The sequence below is a fragment of the Halomonas sp. BDJS001 genome, from assembly GCF_026104355.1.
Classification (GTDB): domain Bacteria; phylum Pseudomonadota; class Gammaproteobacteria; order Pseudomonadales; family Halomonadaceae; genus Vreelandella.
Genome location: NZ_CP110535.1, coordinates 191,250 through 206,114, shown reverse-complemented (window position 1 = coordinate 206,114; position 14,865 = coordinate 191,250). Strand labels below are relative to the sequence as shown.

Here is a 14,865-nt window from a genome sequence, read left to right as displayed (position 1 = left end):
GTTAGTCATAAGGCGGGGAGGATCAGAACAATGGCGATTCATTATGAGCAGGATGCCTACGCCTGGGCGCTTGAACAGGCGGGGCTGCTGCGGGCTGGAAAACTGGACAAGCTGGATCTGGAGCATCTCGCCGAGGAGATTGAGAGCATGGGGAAAAGCGAGCGACGCGCCTTGATTAGCCAACTGGCCCGCTTGCTGATGCACCTGCTGAAATGGGATCACCAACCGGAACGGCGTTCGCGGAGCTGGCGATTGACGATTCAGGATGCTCAAAGCAAGGTGCAGCGCTTGCTGAAAGACAACCCCAGCCTGAAGGCATCGCTGCCTGAACTGATGAACGACGCCTACGATGACGCCCGCCGGGCTGCGGCTATCGAAATGGATCGGGAACCTCAGGAGTTTCCCGAGCATTGCCTTTACAGCTTTGAAGTAGCGATGGACTTTCAACCCAACGAACATTGAACGCCTCATGGCGTTTGCTCCTTACTACCTAACCTTACGCCCCACTGGGTGTCGTAGTCGCACTCAGGGTCGTCGCTGGGCAGCCAAGGCTGGATGTATTTCAGGGCTTTATAGCGTTCTTGAGTGGCAAGCCACTGGCTTTCATAACGGCTTGGTAACGCTGCCAACTTGGCAGCTTGGCTTTGGCGTAGCTTCACCTGACTGAGCATATCAGCATGGCGGCGCTCACCCGCCCAGAGCGCCAGCTCGTTATCATCGGTCAGTGACAGCAGCACCACATTGACCGTGGGCTCCTCCATCAGCCGTGTGCCTATCTCTTGCTCTTCCTGCCACTGATCGCTTTTTACATAGCCCTCTTCAAGGTTGAGTGCGTTGAAGTTTGCCATCGAGCCCGCCGTTCTCTGCATTCCTTTTTGTTCGTAGCGCGCTGCCTGCAGAGCATCAGGAATATAGTCAGATACGGGCCCGTAAACGCCTTCGATAAGATCTCTAGCCTCCTCGGGCATGCGGATTGCTTCCAAACGACGCAGTACCCGCTGGGTTAACCAGCTTAACGATGTGTCACGGTAAACCGCCTGGGTACCTGGCAGCGTACGCTTGAGCCAATGCTCATCGGGATCTTCCGCCCAGGGCGGCGCTAGTACCAGCAGGCGTGGCAGACAGCGCTCCCCACGCTGATGGCGTTGTAACCGCCCTGCCCGCTGAATAAGCAGATCAATGGGGGCAATATCGCTAATCATCACATCGACATCGCAGTCGAGAGACTCCTGAAATACCTGAGTACTGATCAACACTTGACCCTTGCGTTCTTCAGGCGTTGAATCTTTGCCTAAACGCTCAATGACCTGGGACTCAATGCGTTGCCTATCCACCATGGCAAAGCGGCTGTGGAACAGCAGGCAGCGTTCAGGATCAGGGTGCCGGACTTCGATGGCTTCGAATGCACGAATAGCGTCATCTACCGTATTGCGCACCCAGGCGATGCACTCACCGGCCTCTACTGCTGCCAGCACCGCCTCTATCGCCTGTTCTTCTTCGGTTAGCCAAGCGACTTCAACACTCCTGGACACCTCTTTGCGCGAGCCCAGCGGCAGCTCTAACGGTTGCCCTTCGCTCACATGGGTCAGTAAAGGAAAGTCCTCTTTTTGTGGTTTAGTTTTCGGCAGCCCAAGCCCCGTTTGCCAAGCAGCCATTAGGGCGCTGCGCATAGCACGGGGTAGCGTGGCTGTTAGCAAAATAGCACTACCGCCCTGTCGAGCGTGATAGCTAAGCAGTTGGCTCAGCAGGGTCTGCATGTAATTGTCGTAGGCGTGAACCTCGTCAATCACTAATACCTTGCGCGCCAGCCCATACAAGCGCAGCGACTGGTGGCGAAACGGTAAAATGGCCATCAAGGCTTGGTCGATGGAGCCTACGCCCACTTCCGCCAGCAGCGCCTTTTTACGCGAATCCGCTAGCCATTGATTGCAGCGACTAGTCGCCGATAGCTCGCTGGCGGTGTAATCCAAATCAGCAGGCTGAGGCGCGGCAACGGCGGCGACAAAGTCGTCGTTTAAGTCCCGCGCACCGTGGGCAAGGACAAAAGAGGGAGAGGATTCAGCGGTATAAAAGCGGCGATGCAAATTTCCCAAGCGTGAATACATGGCGTTAGAAGTCGCCATGGTAGGCAGTGCGAAATAGAGCCCATCGCCGTGGCCTGCCGCTAATAGGCGCTGAGTCAAAATACAGGCGGCCTCGGTTTTTCCTGACCCGGTGACGTCCTCCAAGATAAACAACTGCGGCCCATCCGTGAGCGCTACTGTCTCGGCGGTATGCTGCAAGGGCGTTGGCGTAATGGATTGTTTGCCAAACCACTCGGCCATGCCGGCGTAAGGCAACGGTTCGGAAACCTTGTTAAACCCTGTTTCTTCCAATGCTTTCTCAGCATTGTGTAAAGCAATTTGCCAATAATCGGAGAGAGGTAGCTGATCTTGAAGGTAGGGAAAGTGATCCTGGTTCGAGCCCAGCCAGTCGCTTAAGGTTGCCCAGCCTGCGATTGACCAGCTTAGCGTCTGCAGGGCATAAACCCACTGTTCGGAAAACAGCTGCTCGATAGGCCACTCTGGTGGAACAACGTTGGCCCAATCGGCAATAAACTGCCGCGTTGCTTCTACATCATCAGCATGTTCATCACGACAGAAGAACCTCTCTATGTCGATATTGCCTGCGCTTACTGGCTGACCGTGATGGCCAAAAAAGGGTGGCGAGAGAACAGAAAAAGCTGCGCGAAGCGCTTTTCGCTCAGCGCGCGTCAAGCTTGTTGACCACTGCAACGTGCCATCTTCAAACCAGTCTAGCCATTTAGCCTCCCAAACCACGTCACCCAAGCGATCATGGCGCTCGGTATAGGCATATTGCGCAGAGGGAGGGACTAATGCCAAGTTTGAGGTTGGTTGAAAAAGTCCCTGAAAGGCTCGGGCGAACTTACCGATATCGTGTAAACCCAACCAAAAAACCAATAGATTACGTAGTGCATCAGGCTCAAGACTTAGTTGCGCTGCCAAGCGTTGTGTCAGCGGTCTATCCGGCGAAAGTAGCAACCAGCCCACCGCCGCAACATCCAGGTTGTGATACGGCAGTAGATGGCACTCCACATCCTGCCCTTTAGCCTGCGCTTTGCCCCAATAGTGATAGTAACTCACCGCCTCCCCTCCACCGTGTTACCAACACCTCATCTAATCATTCTTTATGCTTAAGCGCCATTGACCTTAGTCATACTTCGCCCCTTAAATCCAACCTCGTCTGATGGGATTTGCGTGCTACGCTTAGCGCTACCGCTCCCCGATATAGGCACTTCTTCATGCATGCTTTTCGTCTTTTTGCCGCGCTGGTAACCACCCTGGTGGTCGTTCTGCCTGCCTCTCTCCAGGCACAAGCCCAGGCACCCACCGGTGGCAGTGGAGTGAGTACGATGAGGTATTTGAGAACGGCGCCAGCCACGCCACTGTTTGGCAGTGGGGGTGGACGGGTATTTACGGCACCAGCCTGGCGGTGAACGCTTACCAATCCAGCGAAGCGAGCGACCCGGATGACCGCTTTGATGCCCGGGTGGGCGTGGTGAAATCCGCCCTGGCCGTGGCTGGCATGCTGACCGACCGCCAGCCGCACCCAGCGGCGCTGGCAGAGTATGAGCGCTTGAAAGCCAGCGGCGATTTAAGCGGCGTGCAGGCGCTGGGCTTGCAGCTCGCCCAAGCCGAACGTGAGCGGCGCGGCTGGGGTGCCCGGGTGAATTCACTCGTGGTGAATGGCGTGGCGGGCGCGGTGATTGCCGCCGATGGCCGGGAAAGCGACGGCGCGATCAACTTTGCCACCGGCATGCTGGTCAACGAGTTGCAAATTTGGACACAGCCCCATCAGGCGTCTTCGGCGATTAATCGCTTCCAACCCGCTAATCTATCACTTGGGCCGATCACGATCCCCGGCGAGTACGCGCTGCATGTGGCGCCTCAACAAGTTGGCGCTACCTGGCGTTACTAGGCTTTTTTACCAAACGGCCCACTTCCTCTCTTATGACATGCCTCTCAAGCGCTGATGGCGGTTTGCCCCCAGCGCTTAATCGTTGCCAGCAAGTTGTGAAAGAGTAAAATAATCAGCAATTTTTTAGCGTTTCTAAACGTTATGTTATAACCTATTTGATACGATACGAGGCCACTTGATGAGTGAGCATACGCACCGCCACAACAAGGAGGGCCCCTGCCACTTCTCCCTGATGTCGCTATCGGCGGTTAAACGACTGCTGTTTGTTGCCGTACCGCTGTTGGCGCTTTGGGTTCTAGTGGTGTGGGCTGGTGGGTGGCTGGGATGAGTCAGCGCTCTTTATCACGTTTACAGCTGCACAACCTGCACTTGGCCCAGGCGCGCCGCACGGTACTGGAACATATAGAGGGCGACTTTAAACCGGGAGCCATTACCGCGCTGATCGGCGCGAACGGTGCAGGCAAAAGTACGCTCATTCAGGCCATTATGGGTGAGCTTCGGCCGATTAGCGGCGAAGTGGTCTGCACCGTCGCGAAAGAGCGCCGGGCCTGGCTGCCCCAGCAGCTGGCGTTAGACCTGACCTTCCCCATGAGCGTGGAAGAGCTGGTGATGACCGGCAGTTGGCCCAGCCACGGTGCATTAACCGGCTACTGCGCGGCGCACTACCGCAAGGGGCGCGAGATTATGGCGCGGCTGGGTATTTCCCACCTGGCCCACCGCCCGCTGGGCGAGCTTTCCGGCGGCCAGCGCCAGCGCGCACTGATTGGCCGCACGCTGATGCAGGAAGCCGAGCTGTTACTCCTGGATGAGCCGTTTGCCAACGTGGATAGCGAAACCGTGGATATTTTGATCCGCATACTGCGACAGATGGCGGATGACGGCGCGACGATTATTGTCGTGCTCCACGATATGGATCATCTGCGCCGCCTGGCCGACGAAGTGCTGATGCTCAACGGCGGCCATGGCCGCTGGGTCGCGCCCAGTGCGCTCAATCACCAACATGCACCCGCTCAGGTGGTGCCGTTTACTCTGGGAGGACGCCATGCTGGATCTGCTTAACGCCTGGTTTGTCAGCCCGTTCGATTACGGCTTTATGCGCCGCGCCGTGGTGGGTGGTTTGGCGCTTTCGCTGGCCGCCCCGCCGCTGGGGGTGTTTTTGGTGCTACGCGGCATGAGCCTGATTGGCGACGCCATGGCCCACGCGATTCTGCCTGGCGTTGCGCTGGGTTTCCTGCTGGCGGGGTTTTCGCTACCGATTATGAGCATTGGCGGGGTGCTGTTTGGGCTAATGGTGGCGCTGCTGGCGGGGGCGGTCTCGAAAATGGGCGGCCAGCGGGAAGATGCCGCCATGGCGAGCTTTTTTATTATCTCGCTAGCCGCCGGTGTGATGCTGATTTCGCTGGGCGGCAGCAGCGTTGATCTTACCCACGTGCTGTTTGGCTCGATTCTGGCGATCAACTCCACCGCGCTGCTGCTGATCGCGGGCATCAGTACGCTGATTGTATTGACCCTGGCGGTGGTGTTCCGCGCCTTGGTGGTGGAGTGTTTGGATCCGCTGTTTTTGCGCGGTCAGAGTCGCCGCAGCGGCTGGGTGCACAGTGTGTTTTTGGGGCTGCTGGTGCTGAACTTAACCGCTGGTTTTCAAACCCTGGGCACGCTGATGGCGGTGGGTTTGATGATGCTGCCCGCCACCTCGGCACGCTTTTGGAGTAAGCGCTTAGAGGGCTTGATCGGCATTGCGATTGTGCTGGCCATGGTGGCGAGTACCGGCGGTCTGCTGCTCTCGTTTCATCTGGATATCCCCTCGGGGCCGAGCATTATTCTGCTGGCGGGGTTTGGTTATCTGTTTTCGGCCCTGTTTGGCCGCTACCACAGCTTGGCAGCCAAACTGCGGCGAAAAACCACGCCGTTAACTGTTGAGCACGGAACCTAATTTTTTAGCCTGCATGTTCCCACGTGAGGCTTAACTGTAAGGAGTGTTGTATGTCGCTTGGCTATTTATCATCCTGGTCGTCGCGTTGGTTGGTGGGCGTTTCCGCTCTGCTGACGCTGCCTGCTGCCATGGCTAATGAGCGCGTTCAGGTGGTAACCAGTTTCTCTATCCTGGCGGATATGGTGGAAAACGTAGGCGGCGACCACGTTGACGTAACCTCCCTGGTGGCTGCCGATGGCGACGCCCACGTTTACTCCCCCAGCCCCGGCGATGCACGCTCCCTGGCCAATGCTGACTTGGTGGTCTTTAACGGCCTGCTGTTTGAGGGCTGGATGGAGCGCTTGATTAGCGCCAGCGACTATTCCGGGGCGGTGGTTACCGCCACCGATGGTATTCAGCCGCTCTCTTTTGCTGAACACGATGACCATGACGGGCACGACCATGAGGGCCACGGGCATGACGAGCATGCTCACGAAGAGCATGGACATGAGGAGCATGGCCATGAGGAGCATGGCCACGACGACCACGATCATGAAGAGCACGATCACGCAGCGCATGCGGATGAGCACGCGGGGCATGAGCATGGTGATGAGGATCCCCACGCCTGGCAGGATATGCAGCAAGCTAAGGTGTATGTGGCCAATATCCGCGATGGTTTGATCGCCGCCGATGCCGATAATGCCGACACCTACCGCGCCAATGCGGAGCAGTACTTACAGGAAATGGCCGAGGTAGACGCCGAGATTCGCGCGCTGATTGACGAAATTCCGGCCTCCACCAGCGTGATTACCGGCCACGACTCCTTTGGCTACTTCTCAAGCGCCTACGGGGTGACCTTCCTCTCCCCGGTGGGGCTTTCCACGGAAGCCGACCCCAGCGGCGCCAGCATGGCGGCATTAGTGGATGTGATTGAGCAGGAGAACGTGAAGGCGCTGTTCCATGAGAACATGACCAATCAGTCGATCATCACCCAGCTCGCCGAAGAGACCGGCCTGCCGATTGCGGGCACGCTCTACGCCGATGCACTGGCATCAGAGGGCGAAGCGAGCACTTACCTTGGCATGATGCGCCACAATGCTCAGGTGCTGCACGATGCACTGGCCCAGCCTGGTCATGAGGAGTCCGGACATGACGACCATGAGCATAGTCACGATGACCATGACCACAGTGAGCATAGCCACTAAGCCGTTGGTACTTAATTGTTGATTGCCGTGAGCAGCCACTCCCGGAAAGAGGCCATGGCGCGGGTTTCCGGGCGTGTCTGCAGGCGCGTCAGCCAGTAACCGCCCAGACTGACCGCGGTGTCGAAAGGCTGTACCAGCGCACCACTGTTCAGTTGGCGGGGGAACATTAGCGGGGGGGCCAGCGCCAAGCCTGCCCCTTGTAACGCGGCCTCCACCATGGCGATTGAGGAGTCAAACACAATGCTATTGGTCATCGGAAAGCTGCCTGGTAGCCCCGCCGCCAATAGCCACTCTGTCCATTCGTCGGCGCGATATGAGCGCAGCCAGGTCTCGCCTAGTACATCCGCGGGGGTGTTAAGCCGGGTGGCGATCTCAGGGGTGCACATTACCGAGAGCGACGCCGGTAGCAACGGCTGCGCTGCCGTACCGTGCCACGCCCCGGTGCCAAAGCGGATCGCAAAATCGAGGCCTTCGCCAGCCAGGTCTGCCCGGTTGTTATGGGTGGAGAGGCGCAAATCGGCATAAGGGTATTTGGCCTGAAAATCCGCCAGCCTTGGCAGTAGCCAACCCACGGCAAAGGTGCCCACCACTCCGACGTTCAATACTTCCCGGTAGCTACTCTCGCCCACCCGATTCAGTGTGTGGGAGATCTGGTCGAATGAGCTCTTCATCACCGGCAGCAGCAGCTCGCCCTCCTGGGTAAGCATTAGCCCCCTGGGCAAACGTTTGAAAAGCGGCACCTTCAACTGTGATTCGAGCAGTTTGACCTGGTGGCTAACCGCCGCCTGGGTAACGTGCAGCTCTTCTGCCGCGCGGGTAAAGCTTAAATGCCTGGCCGACGCTTCAAAGGCGCGCAGCGCCTTCAACGGCAGGTAGGGACGCACCACCTTGACCCCCAAATTTTTCTAATGGCTTATGCAAAATTTCACTGTTTGTGGATTGCCGCAGCGCCCCGTAAGTTAACCACTGTCATACGCTTTGCGGCTGGACATAACGCCCAGCATTTTCCCAGCAATCATCACAACAGGATTTTGGTATGCGTAAGATGTTAGCAGCAAACTGCGGCCTTATCATGACAGGTTCGCTTCTATTCAATAGCTCTGCCTGGGCATCCGACACGCCTGAAAGCGCCGACCTTGAGGCGCTGGTGAACGATACTATCGCGCCGTTGATGGCCGAGCACCGTATCCCAGGGATGGCGATTGCGCTGAGCATCAACGGTCAGCAGCACTATTTTAATTATGGGGAAGCCGATCAGGAAGCGGGTACTCCAGTCACAGAGGAGACGCTGTTCGAACTCGGCTCGATCAGTAAGATCTTCACGGCGGCGTTAACAGGCTATGCCCAGTCCAGCGGTGCGCTCTCGCTTTCCGACCCGGCCAGCCAGTACCTGCCTGAACTGGCAGGCAGCGCCTTCGATGAGATTAGCCTGTTGGAGCTGGGCACCTACACGGCAGGTGAGCTTCCACTGCAGTTCCCTGAGGGGGTACAAAACGAAGAGCAGATGATCGACTTCTATCGCCAGTGGCAGCCTGAGTCCCCCCCTGGCAGTCACCGGCTCTATTCCAACCCGAGCATCGGGCTGATGGGCTATTTAACCGCCCAACGCCTTGGCCAGCCCTACGACACCTCGATGGAAGAAGCGCTGTTCGCGCCGTTGGGGCTCGAACATAGTTTTTTCCAGGTGCCTGACGCACAGCAGGCGAACTACGCCTACGGCTACTCGAAAGAGGACGAGCCCATACGGGTCAACCCTGGCGTGCTGGATGCTCAGGCCTATGGCCTGAAATCCACCGCCGCCGATGTGCTGACGTTTGTGGAAGCCAATATGGGTGCAACGGCGCTTGATGAGCCATTGAGCCAAGCCTTGGCGACTACGCGCACAGGCTACTTTGAGGTTGGCAATATGACGCAGGGCCTGGGCTGGGAAAGTTACGCCTACCCGGTGGCGCTTGAGCAACTGCTAGAGGGTAACTCCCTTGAGATGATCCTGGAGCCCAACCCCGTCGACCGCCTAACCCCGCCGTTAGCCCCCAGGCAGCAGGCACTCTACAACAAGACCGGCTCGACCAACGGTTTTGGTGGCTATGTGGCCTTTGTGCCCAGCGAGCAGGTCGGTATTGTCATGCTGGCCAACCGTAACTACCCCAATCAGGCGCGTATCGAGGCAGCCCACCACCTCCTTTCCGAGCTGACTGAAGCGCCCTAAGTAGGCCACCCGACCACCTAACGCCGCCTGCGGGCGGCTTTTTTATGGCCATATAGCGAAGATCAAACAACCGAAAGTTGCATTTTTTGCTATCAATAAGGAGACTAGTCCCCCTCCTCCCCGTCACTTACCTTCACTGCGAAGAGCCATTCCCATGCGTCTAAACGCCGATTTTAGCCACTTTGCCTGTGTTACCCCGGAAGAGTACCAGTGGGTCGACTCCCCCAGCGCGGGGGTAGAGCGCATGATGTTTGACCGAATTGGTGACGAAGTTGCCCGCGCGACCAGCCTCGTTCGCTACGCCCCCAACACCCAGTTTGAGCGGCATACCCACGGTGGCGGCGAAGAAATTCTGGTACTGGAAGGTGTGTTCGCCGATGAGCATGGGCGCTACGCCGCCGGCAGCTACTTACGCAACCCCATCGGTACCGGCCATACCCCGCAGATTGGCGAAGAGGGCGCGCTGATTTTTGTCAAACTGCATCAGTTTGATCCTAACGACACGCTCCAGCTGGCGGTGCCCGCCCACCGGCTGCCCTGGCAGCCAGACCGGCGCCCGCGCATCGCCTACAAGATGCTGCACACCTACAAACAAGAGCGCACCAGCCTGGAACGCTGGTCGGCGGGCACTTCCATTACCTACCCCACGCTGCTGGGCGGTCTCGAGTTTTTGATTCTGGAAGGCACGCTAAGCGATAGCGAGCAGAGCTACACTGCGGGCACCTGGTGCCGCTACCCGAGCGGTGCAGCGCCAGCGCTAACGGCTGGTGAGGATGGGGTTATGATGTACCTCAAACGGGGGCACCTGCCGCCCGCTTGAGCGGTTAGATTCAGTGTCAGGCGCGGGACAAGCCTAAAAACGGCAGTAGCGTCAGGGCAGCAATAAGTCCCACGGCGAGTAGCACTAGCACGACCTGCAACGGGTGAGCGGCCAAGCGACTCCACAGCGTCTCGGCGTTACCCCGCTCAACCGCCGCCTGGTGCTCGCGTTGGGCGCGCTCAAGGCGTTCCGCCTGATAGGCCTCTAACGCCGCAATGGCAGCGTCATGTTGATGCGGGTTGCGCAGCCAAATAGCATCGACCCCCAGGCGAAAAAAGCCCGCCTGGGTCTCATAGGTATCAAAGCCATGGGCGGCGAGCAGGTCACGCACCTCCATGGCTTCTTCGTCGGTCACATGGCGCAGCCGGAACAGTAGTTCAGCCATTGGCGTGCCTCAGTCGCTTTTCCCTACCATCAGGTCTGCCTGAATCACTTCGATCCAGTAACCGTCCGGGTCTTTAACGAAGATAACATCTTTCATCTTGCCCTGGTCAGCGCGTTTCACAAAGGTCACGTCGTGCTCGTCGAACCACGCCTGGGCCGCTGCCAAATCCGGTACGTTAAAGCAGATATGCCCGAAGCCCTGGGGCTGCGCGTTGCCATCGTGGTAGGCAAAATCTTGCTGGTCTTCAGTGCCCCAGTTGTGGGTCAGCTCTAGCAATCCTTTCTGGCTAAACGTCCAGGCGGTACGCGCTTGGGCATCTTCGGGCACGCTGTCGCTGGGCTCTACATTGGCCAGGAAGTAGAGCGAAAACTGCATCTCTTCGAAATCCAACCGCCGCATTACCTGCATACCAAACACTTTTGAGTAGAACGCCAGTGCTCGCTCAGGGTCTTTCACTCTCAGCATGGTGTGGTTTAAACGAAACCCTTGGGTTTGGGGTGGTGTGGCCACAACGCCGGGATGCTGCTCGCCTTGAAAACTCATTTTGCTCTCCTGTCGCTGATGCTGATCATTAGATCCATTCGCCTCACGTCCCGTTTACCATGGGGGCTTTAGGGCCATAATACCAGCCCTTACAAGCATGTAGGATTCACCAACTCAGTATCACATTAGGCGCACTGGCAATACTAAACAGAAACCCTACACTTATTATTCATAAGCTCTACAAAAAGCAGTTTCCGCAACATGAGTGATGCCCCACCTTTGAGGCGTCCACAGGAGTTTTTCATGAGTGCGATCGATATGACGCTGGGTGACCGCCTGACGCTAAAACAGCTTTCCAATGCGCTTCATAACGGTTTTTCGCCAATTGTTGAAGTCGAGTCGATGGATGGAATCTACAAAGTACGTTTTCATCATGCTAACGGCGTGTCTGAGCTTAGCGATAACAAGGGCCACGTCAGCACTTTCCTGGGCACCGGTGAAATCCGCGATACCCTGGGCCAACTGGGCTTGACCCACGGCGTGCTGACCTTCGCCGACCAGTGTGGTGACGAGATGATTGGGGTAGAGGGTAAAGCGATGACACCTGATGAAATGCTTACCTACGGTACACGTATTTCGTTTCGTTAGATGCCAGAGACCCGGCAAGGTTATCCAATAACGGATACGAGGGCAGGTTGAAGCGAGGGCCTTTCGACCAGGGCCGGAAAAAGTTTCATACATTTCCGGCATTTCCACCCTCCATGGCGGTCAGATGGCGAAAGTAGCGCCCAAGGACGGGTTAACAGCGCCCTCGCGTAAACCTGCGCTCGATAACGAGATGTGCGATGGCGTAGGAGGGCTTTACAGGGCGACTTCAGGCAAGGATAGTAATCCCTCGACAGGGGCGCCCTTCGTTACGGTTGGGCTGAGAAGCACCCTTTGAACCTGAACCGGATAACACCGGCGTAGGGAGTCGTGGTAACGCTTACCACCTCCCTGCCGGGAGGATGCTATGACTCTACGCCCGCTTGGCGATTACCTTGCGACGCTGCGCGCAGCCACACCGCTGGTTCACTGTATGACCAACTATGTGGCCATGAACAGCACTGCCAACCTGCTGTTAGCCACCGGCGCGTCGCCCGCCATGCTGCATGCGCCTGAAGAAGTGGCTGAATTCACGGCTATTTCCGCGGGGCTTTCGATCAATATTGGCACGATCTCCTCCCACTGGGCCGATGCGATGCTGACCGCCACAGCGACTGCTGATCAACACGCAATTCCTTGGGTACTGGATCCCGTCGCCGTTGGCGCCACGCGCTATCGCCAAACGCTGTGCACGCAACTGCTGGCCAATAAACCCAGCGTGATTCGTGGCAACGCGTCTGAAATTCTTGCCCTTAACGGTTTAGCTAGCCAAGGCCGCGGCGTGGACACCACAGCCGCCACCGACCAAGCCGTGGATGCTGCGATAGCGTTAGCGCAAAAACACGGCTGTATTGTCGCGATGACCGGTGAAAGCGACTGGGTGACGGACGGCAAACAGCACTACCGCATTAACGGTGGCCACCCTTTGATGCCTCGCGTAACAACGCTTGGCTGTGGGCTGAGCGCGCTAGTGGCGGGATTTGTGGCTGCCAGCCGCGATGCCCCACTGGGTGCAACGGCAGCCGCACTGGCCTGCTTTGCGGTCACAGGGGAGCGTGCAGGCAGCCACGCCAACGGACCTGGTAGTTTTCAAGTGGCACTACTGGATGCGCTTTATCAACTCACTCCTGACGACCTCACTACTTATGCCCAACTGGAGGCAACCCATGCCGCTTGATCTATCGCTCTATTTGGTCACCGATGCCCCGCTCTGCCGAGAGCATGGTTTGGAACAAACGGTTGAGGCAGCGGTAAGAGGCGGCGTCACCATCGTGCAGTTGCGTGACAAGCATGCCAGCGATGAACAAATGACCGCCCAAGCCAAACGGTTAAAAGCACTTCTGGCGGGCACCGGCGTGCCGCTGATCATTAACGACCGCTTGCAGGTGGCATTAGAAAGCCAGGCAGATGGACTGCATGTCGGCCAGAGCGACGTCGCCGTTCAGGAAGCGCGCCGGGTGTTAGGTGAGCAGGCGATTATCGGCTTGTCGATCAATACCATCGCCCAACTGCAAGCCACGCCGTTTGAGCTGCTTGATTATGTCGGGATTGGCCCGGTGTTTGCCACCCAGAGCAAGCAGGATCACGCCCAGCCCATCGGCTTTGGTGGCTTGGCTGCGCTGGTCAAGGCGTGCCCACTGCCCAGCGTGGCCATTGGTGGGCTGAAAGCGGATCATGCGATTAGCGTACAGCGGGCAGGAGCGAATGGTTTAGCGGTGATATCGGCTATTTGTGGTCAGCCCGACCCTTACCAGGCAGCGCGCGCTTTTCAGGTTTTCCAAGCTGCTTCGGCGTCATGAATCAGTTGGAGCATATCGTCGCTTTTGTGCGGGTAGCCGAGCTGGGTAGCTACACCCGCGCTGCCGAAGCGCTGGATCTTTCCCGCACGCGGGTATCCCGTCAGGTCATGGCACTGGAAGAGACGCTGGGGGCGCGTCTGATACAGCGCACTACGCGACGGCTACACCTCACCGAAGCCGGGGAGCGCTATCTGGTTCGCGCCCAAGGGATTCTGCAAGCGCTCGATGAAGCCGCCGCCGAGGTGGGCCAAGGTACCAGCGATGTGCGCGGGCGGCTGCGGGTGAATGGGCCGATGAGCTTTGGCACCCGCTACCTGGCGCCACTCGTCGCTCAATTTATGCAGGCCCATCCAGCGCTTGAAGTGCGTCTGGATCTGAACGACCGCCGCGTCGACCTGCTGGAAGAGGGGTATGACTTGGCCATTCGTATCGGCAGCCTGCCTGATTCCAGCCTGGTGGCACGACGTCTGACCCGCTGCCGACTGCTGTTTTGCGCCTCGCCGGAGTACCTTTCCATCCACGGTGAACCCCGCAGCGTTAAAGACCTTGCCGAGCACCGCTGCCTGCGCTATCGCAGCGGCCAGCAGAGCGCTGACTGGCAGATTGCCACACAGTCGTTGACGGTCAATGGCCCGCTGGAAAGCAATAACGGCGATGTACTCACCCACGTCGCGGAAGCAGGCCTGGGCATCGCTCAACAGCCCAGCTTTCTGGTTACAGAGAGTATCGCCAGCGGGCGTTTAGTGCCCATTTTGGCCAATGAGCCACCGGTGAGGCTCGATGTGCACGCGCTCTACCCCGCCCGGCGCTACCTGCCCGCCAAGGTGGAGCGCTTTATCGACCTGCTTACCGAAGCATGGGGCGATCCGCCGGTTTGGGAGCAAAACATTGGATTGTCGCCAATTTCGCAACAGTGATGTGCAAAATAAGCTGATTATCTCGATCTTATCCGGCTGTAAAGTAGCGTCATCAACCACTCGATGGAAGCTACTCCTATGACAACGTATACTCACTCCACTCCCGCTTTACAGCCCTCTCTACAGCCCCATGCCATCTCGCTACTGCGTGTTGCGTTGGGTGTGATGGCGCTGGCCCACGGTTTGCTCAAGGTGTTTGTGTTTACCCTGCCCGGCACCGTCGGCTATTTTGAATCACTGGGTTTACCCGGATTTCTGGCCTACTTGACCATTGCAGCCGAAATCGGCGGTGGAGCCGCCCTGATTCTGGGTGTGTACACCCGTTGGGTGAGCCTGGCCCTGGTGCCGGTACTGCTTGGCGCTGCCTGGGTGCATCTTGGCAACGGCTGGATGTTCTCAAATGCCGGCGGCGGTTGGGAATTCCCGATGTTCTGGACGCTGGCGTTAATCGTGCAAGCGGGCCTGGGCAGCGGCCGCTGGGTGTTAAGCCCCCGCTTCGCCTAACACCTAAC

At 57.9% G+C, this 14,865-nt stretch carries 16 protein-coding genes, 1 pseudogene and 1 riboswitch; of the genes and pseudogenes, 13 read left to right on the top strand and 4 right to left on the bottom strand.

Annotated features, from left to right (window positions below; genetic code table 11):
- Nucleotides 1-30: 30 nt before the first annotated feature.
- Nucleotides 31-462: a DUF29 domain-containing protein gene (locus OM794_RS01030; RefSeq protein ID WP_226250613.1), complete on the top strand. Its 432-nt coding sequence runs from the start codon at nt 31-33 to the stop codon at nt 460-462.
- A gap of 5 nt (nt 463-467) precedes the next feature.
- On the opposite strand, the gene cas3 is transcribed toward OM794_RS01030, so the two are convergent.
- Nucleotides 468-3,143, bottom strand: coding sequence for a CRISPR-associated helicase Cas3' (cas3, locus tag OM794_RS01025; protein ID WP_226250612.1), 2,676 nt, complete (start codon nt 3,141-3,143; stop codon nt 468-470).
- Nucleotides 3,144-3,301: 158 nt separating this feature from the next.
- Here cas3 and OM794_RS01020 point away from each other — a divergent pair.
- The 5 genes and pseudogenes from OM794_RS01020 to OM794_RS01000 all read left to right on the top strand — a co-directional run bounded on the left by OM794_RS01020 (nt 3,302) and on the right by OM794_RS01000 (nt 7,095).
- Nucleotides 3,302-3,978 (top strand): annotated as a pseudogene (locus tag OM794_RS01020) (hypothetical protein).
- 178 nt (nt 3,979-4,156) lie between these two features.
- Nucleotides 4,157-4,306 (top strand): hypothetical protein, encoded by a 150-nt coding sequence (locus tag OM794_RS01015; RefSeq protein WP_170938615.1) that lies wholly within the window; start codon nt 4,157-4,159, stop codon nt 4,304-4,306.
- Nucleotides 4,303-5,037 (top strand): metal ABC transporter ATP-binding protein, encoded by a 735-nt coding sequence (locus OM794_RS01010; protein ID WP_226250610.1) that lies wholly within the window; start codon nt 4,303-4,305, stop codon nt 5,035-5,037. The genes OM794_RS01015 and OM794_RS01010 overlap by 4 nt, the downstream gene beginning before the upstream one ends.
- Entirely contained in the window at nt 5,021-5,911 is an 891-nt protein-coding gene (locus OM794_RS01005; protein WP_226250609.1) for a metal ABC transporter permease, read from the top strand. Before OM794_RS01010 ends, OM794_RS01005 begins: the two co-directional genes overlap by 17 nt.
- 50 nt (nt 5,912-5,961) lie before the next feature.
- Nucleotides 5,962-7,095 carry a metal ABC transporter solute-binding protein, Zn/Mn family gene (locus OM794_RS01000; RefSeq protein ID WP_226250608.1) on the top strand — a complete coding sequence of 378 codons (1,134 nt, stop codon included), beginning with the start codon at nt 5,962-5,964 and terminating at the stop codon, nt 7,093-7,095.
- 11 nt (nt 7,096-7,106) lie between these two features.
- Here OM794_RS01000 and OM794_RS00995 read toward each other — a convergent pair whose 3' ends face one another.
- Nucleotides 7,107-7,982: a LysR family transcriptional regulator gene (locus tag OM794_RS00995; RefSeq protein ID WP_226250607.1), complete on the bottom strand. Its 876-nt coding sequence runs from the start codon at nt 7,980-7,982 to the stop codon at nt 7,107-7,109.
- A 149-nt stretch (nt 7,983-8,131) separates the two neighbouring features.
- Here OM794_RS00995 and ampC point away from each other — a divergent pair, with 149 nt between their 5' ends.
- Both ampC and OM794_RS00985 read left to right on the top strand, forming a co-directional pair.
- Nucleotides 8,132-9,304, top strand: a complete 1,173-nt coding sequence (gene ampC / locus OM794_RS00990; RefSeq protein ID WP_265154184.1) for a class C beta-lactamase — start codon at nt 8,132-8,134, stop codon at nt 9,302-9,304.
- 154 nt (nt 9,305-9,458) lie between these two features.
- The gene (locus tag OM794_RS00985; RefSeq protein WP_211594845.1) at nt 9,459-10,124 is read left to right on the top strand and encodes a cupin domain-containing protein; all 666 of its coding nucleotides are present in this window, start codon (nt 9,459-9,461) and stop codon (nt 10,122-10,124) included.
- 16 nt (nt 10,125-10,140) lie between these two features.
- On the opposite strand, the gene OM794_RS00980 is transcribed toward OM794_RS00985, so the two are convergent.
- Together OM794_RS00980 and gloA are read right to left on the bottom strand one after the other, a co-directional pair.
- Nucleotides 10,141-10,509 carry a DUF6164 family protein gene (locus tag OM794_RS00980; RefSeq protein WP_226250606.1) on the bottom strand — a complete coding sequence of 123 codons (369 nt, stop codon included), beginning with the start codon at nt 10,507-10,509 and terminating at the stop codon, nt 10,141-10,143.
- A 9-nt stretch (nt 10,510-10,518) separates the two neighbouring features.
- Entirely contained in the window at nt 10,519-11,052 is a 534-nt protein-coding gene (gloA, locus tag OM794_RS00975) for a lactoylglutathione lyase (protein ID WP_226250605.1), read from the bottom strand.
- 243 nt (nt 11,053-11,295) lie between these two features.
- Between gloA and OM794_RS00970 the strand changes: the two genes are divergently transcribed.
- From OM794_RS00970 to OM794_RS00950, 5 genes are all read left to right on the top strand, one after another.
- Nucleotides 11,296-11,640: a hypothetical protein gene (locus tag OM794_RS00970; RefSeq protein WP_226250604.1), complete on the top strand. Its 345-nt coding sequence runs from the start codon at nt 11,296-11,298 to the stop codon at nt 11,638-11,640.
- Between the two features lie 242 nt (nt 11,641-11,882).
- A riboswitch (TPP riboswitch) is annotated at nt 11,883-11,981 on the top strand.
- A 23-nt stretch (nt 11,982-12,004) separates the two neighbouring features.
- Entirely contained in the window at nt 12,005-12,814 is an 810-nt protein-coding gene (thiM, locus tag OM794_RS00965; RefSeq protein WP_226250603.1) for a hydroxyethylthiazole kinase, read from the top strand.
- Nucleotides 12,804-13,436 carry a thiamine phosphate synthase gene (gene thiE / locus OM794_RS00960; RefSeq protein ID WP_226250602.1) on the top strand — a complete coding sequence of 211 codons (633 nt, stop codon included), beginning with the start codon at nt 12,804-12,806 and terminating at the stop codon, nt 13,434-13,436. The genes thiM and thiE overlap by 11 nt, the downstream gene beginning before the upstream one ends.
- Complete coding sequence (locus OM794_RS00955) at nt 13,433-14,353, top strand: LysR family transcriptional regulator (RefSeq protein WP_226250601.1); 921 nt, start codon at nt 13,433-13,435, stop codon at nt 14,351-14,353. The genes thiE and OM794_RS00955 overlap by 4 nt, the downstream gene beginning before the upstream one ends.
- 78 nt (nt 14,354-14,431) lie before the next feature.
- Nucleotides 14,432-14,857 carry a DoxX family protein gene (locus OM794_RS00950; RefSeq protein ID WP_226250600.1) on the top strand — a complete coding sequence of 142 codons (426 nt, stop codon included), beginning with the start codon at nt 14,432-14,434 and terminating at the stop codon, nt 14,855-14,857.
- The last annotated feature ends 8 nt before the right edge of the window (nt 14,858-14,865 follow it).

Excerpts from the sequence above, each read along its gene's own strand:
- OM794_RS01030 (WP_226250613.1), top strand. The coding sequence starts at position 31 with ATGGCGATTCATTATGAGCAGGATGCCTACGCCTGGGCGCTTGAACAG.
- OM794_RS01015 (WP_170938615.1), top strand. The coding sequence starts at position 4,157 with ATGAGTGAGCATACGCACCGCCACAACAAGGAGGGCCCCTGCCACTTC.
- OM794_RS01010 (WP_226250610.1), top strand. The coding sequence starts at position 4,303 with ATGAGTCAGCGCTCTTTATCACGTTTACAGCTGCACAACCTGCACTTG.
- OM794_RS01005 (WP_226250609.1), top strand. The coding sequence starts at position 5,021 with ATGCTGGATCTGCTTAACGCCTGGTTTGTCAGCCCGTTCGATTACGGC.
- OM794_RS01000 (WP_226250608.1), top strand. The coding sequence starts at position 5,962 with ATGTCGCTTGGCTATTTATCATCCTGGTCGTCGCGTTGGTTGGTGGGC.
- ampC (WP_265154184.1), top strand. The coding sequence starts at position 8,132 with ATGCGTAAGATGTTAGCAGCAAACTGCGGCCTTATCATGACAGGTTCG.
- OM794_RS00985 (WP_211594845.1), top strand. The coding sequence starts at position 9,459 with ATGCGTCTAAACGCCGATTTTAGCCACTTTGCCTGTGTTACCCCGGAA.
- OM794_RS00980 (WP_226250606.1), bottom strand. The coding sequence starts at position 10,509 with ATGGCTGAACTACTGTTCCGGCTGCGCCATGTGACCGACGAAGAAGCC.
- gloA (WP_226250605.1), bottom strand. The coding sequence starts at position 11,052 with ATGAGTTTTCAAGGCGAGCAGCATCCCGGCGTTGTGGCCACACCACCC.
- OM794_RS00970 (WP_226250604.1), top strand. The coding sequence starts at position 11,296 with ATGAGTGCGATCGATATGACGCTGGGTGACCGCCTGACGCTAAAACAG.
- thiM (WP_226250603.1), top strand. The coding sequence starts at position 12,005 with ATGACTCTACGCCCGCTTGGCGATTACCTTGCGACGCTGCGCGCAGCC.
- thiE (WP_226250602.1), top strand. The coding sequence starts at position 12,804 with ATGCCGCTTGATCTATCGCTCTATTTGGTCACCGATGCCCCGCTCTGC.
- OM794_RS00955 (WP_226250601.1), top strand. The coding sequence starts at position 13,433 with ATGAATCAGTTGGAGCATATCGTCGCTTTTGTGCGGGTAGCCGAGCTG.
- OM794_RS00950 (WP_226250600.1), top strand. The coding sequence starts at position 14,432 with ATGACAACGTATACTCACTCCACTCCCGCTTTACAGCCCTCTCTACAG.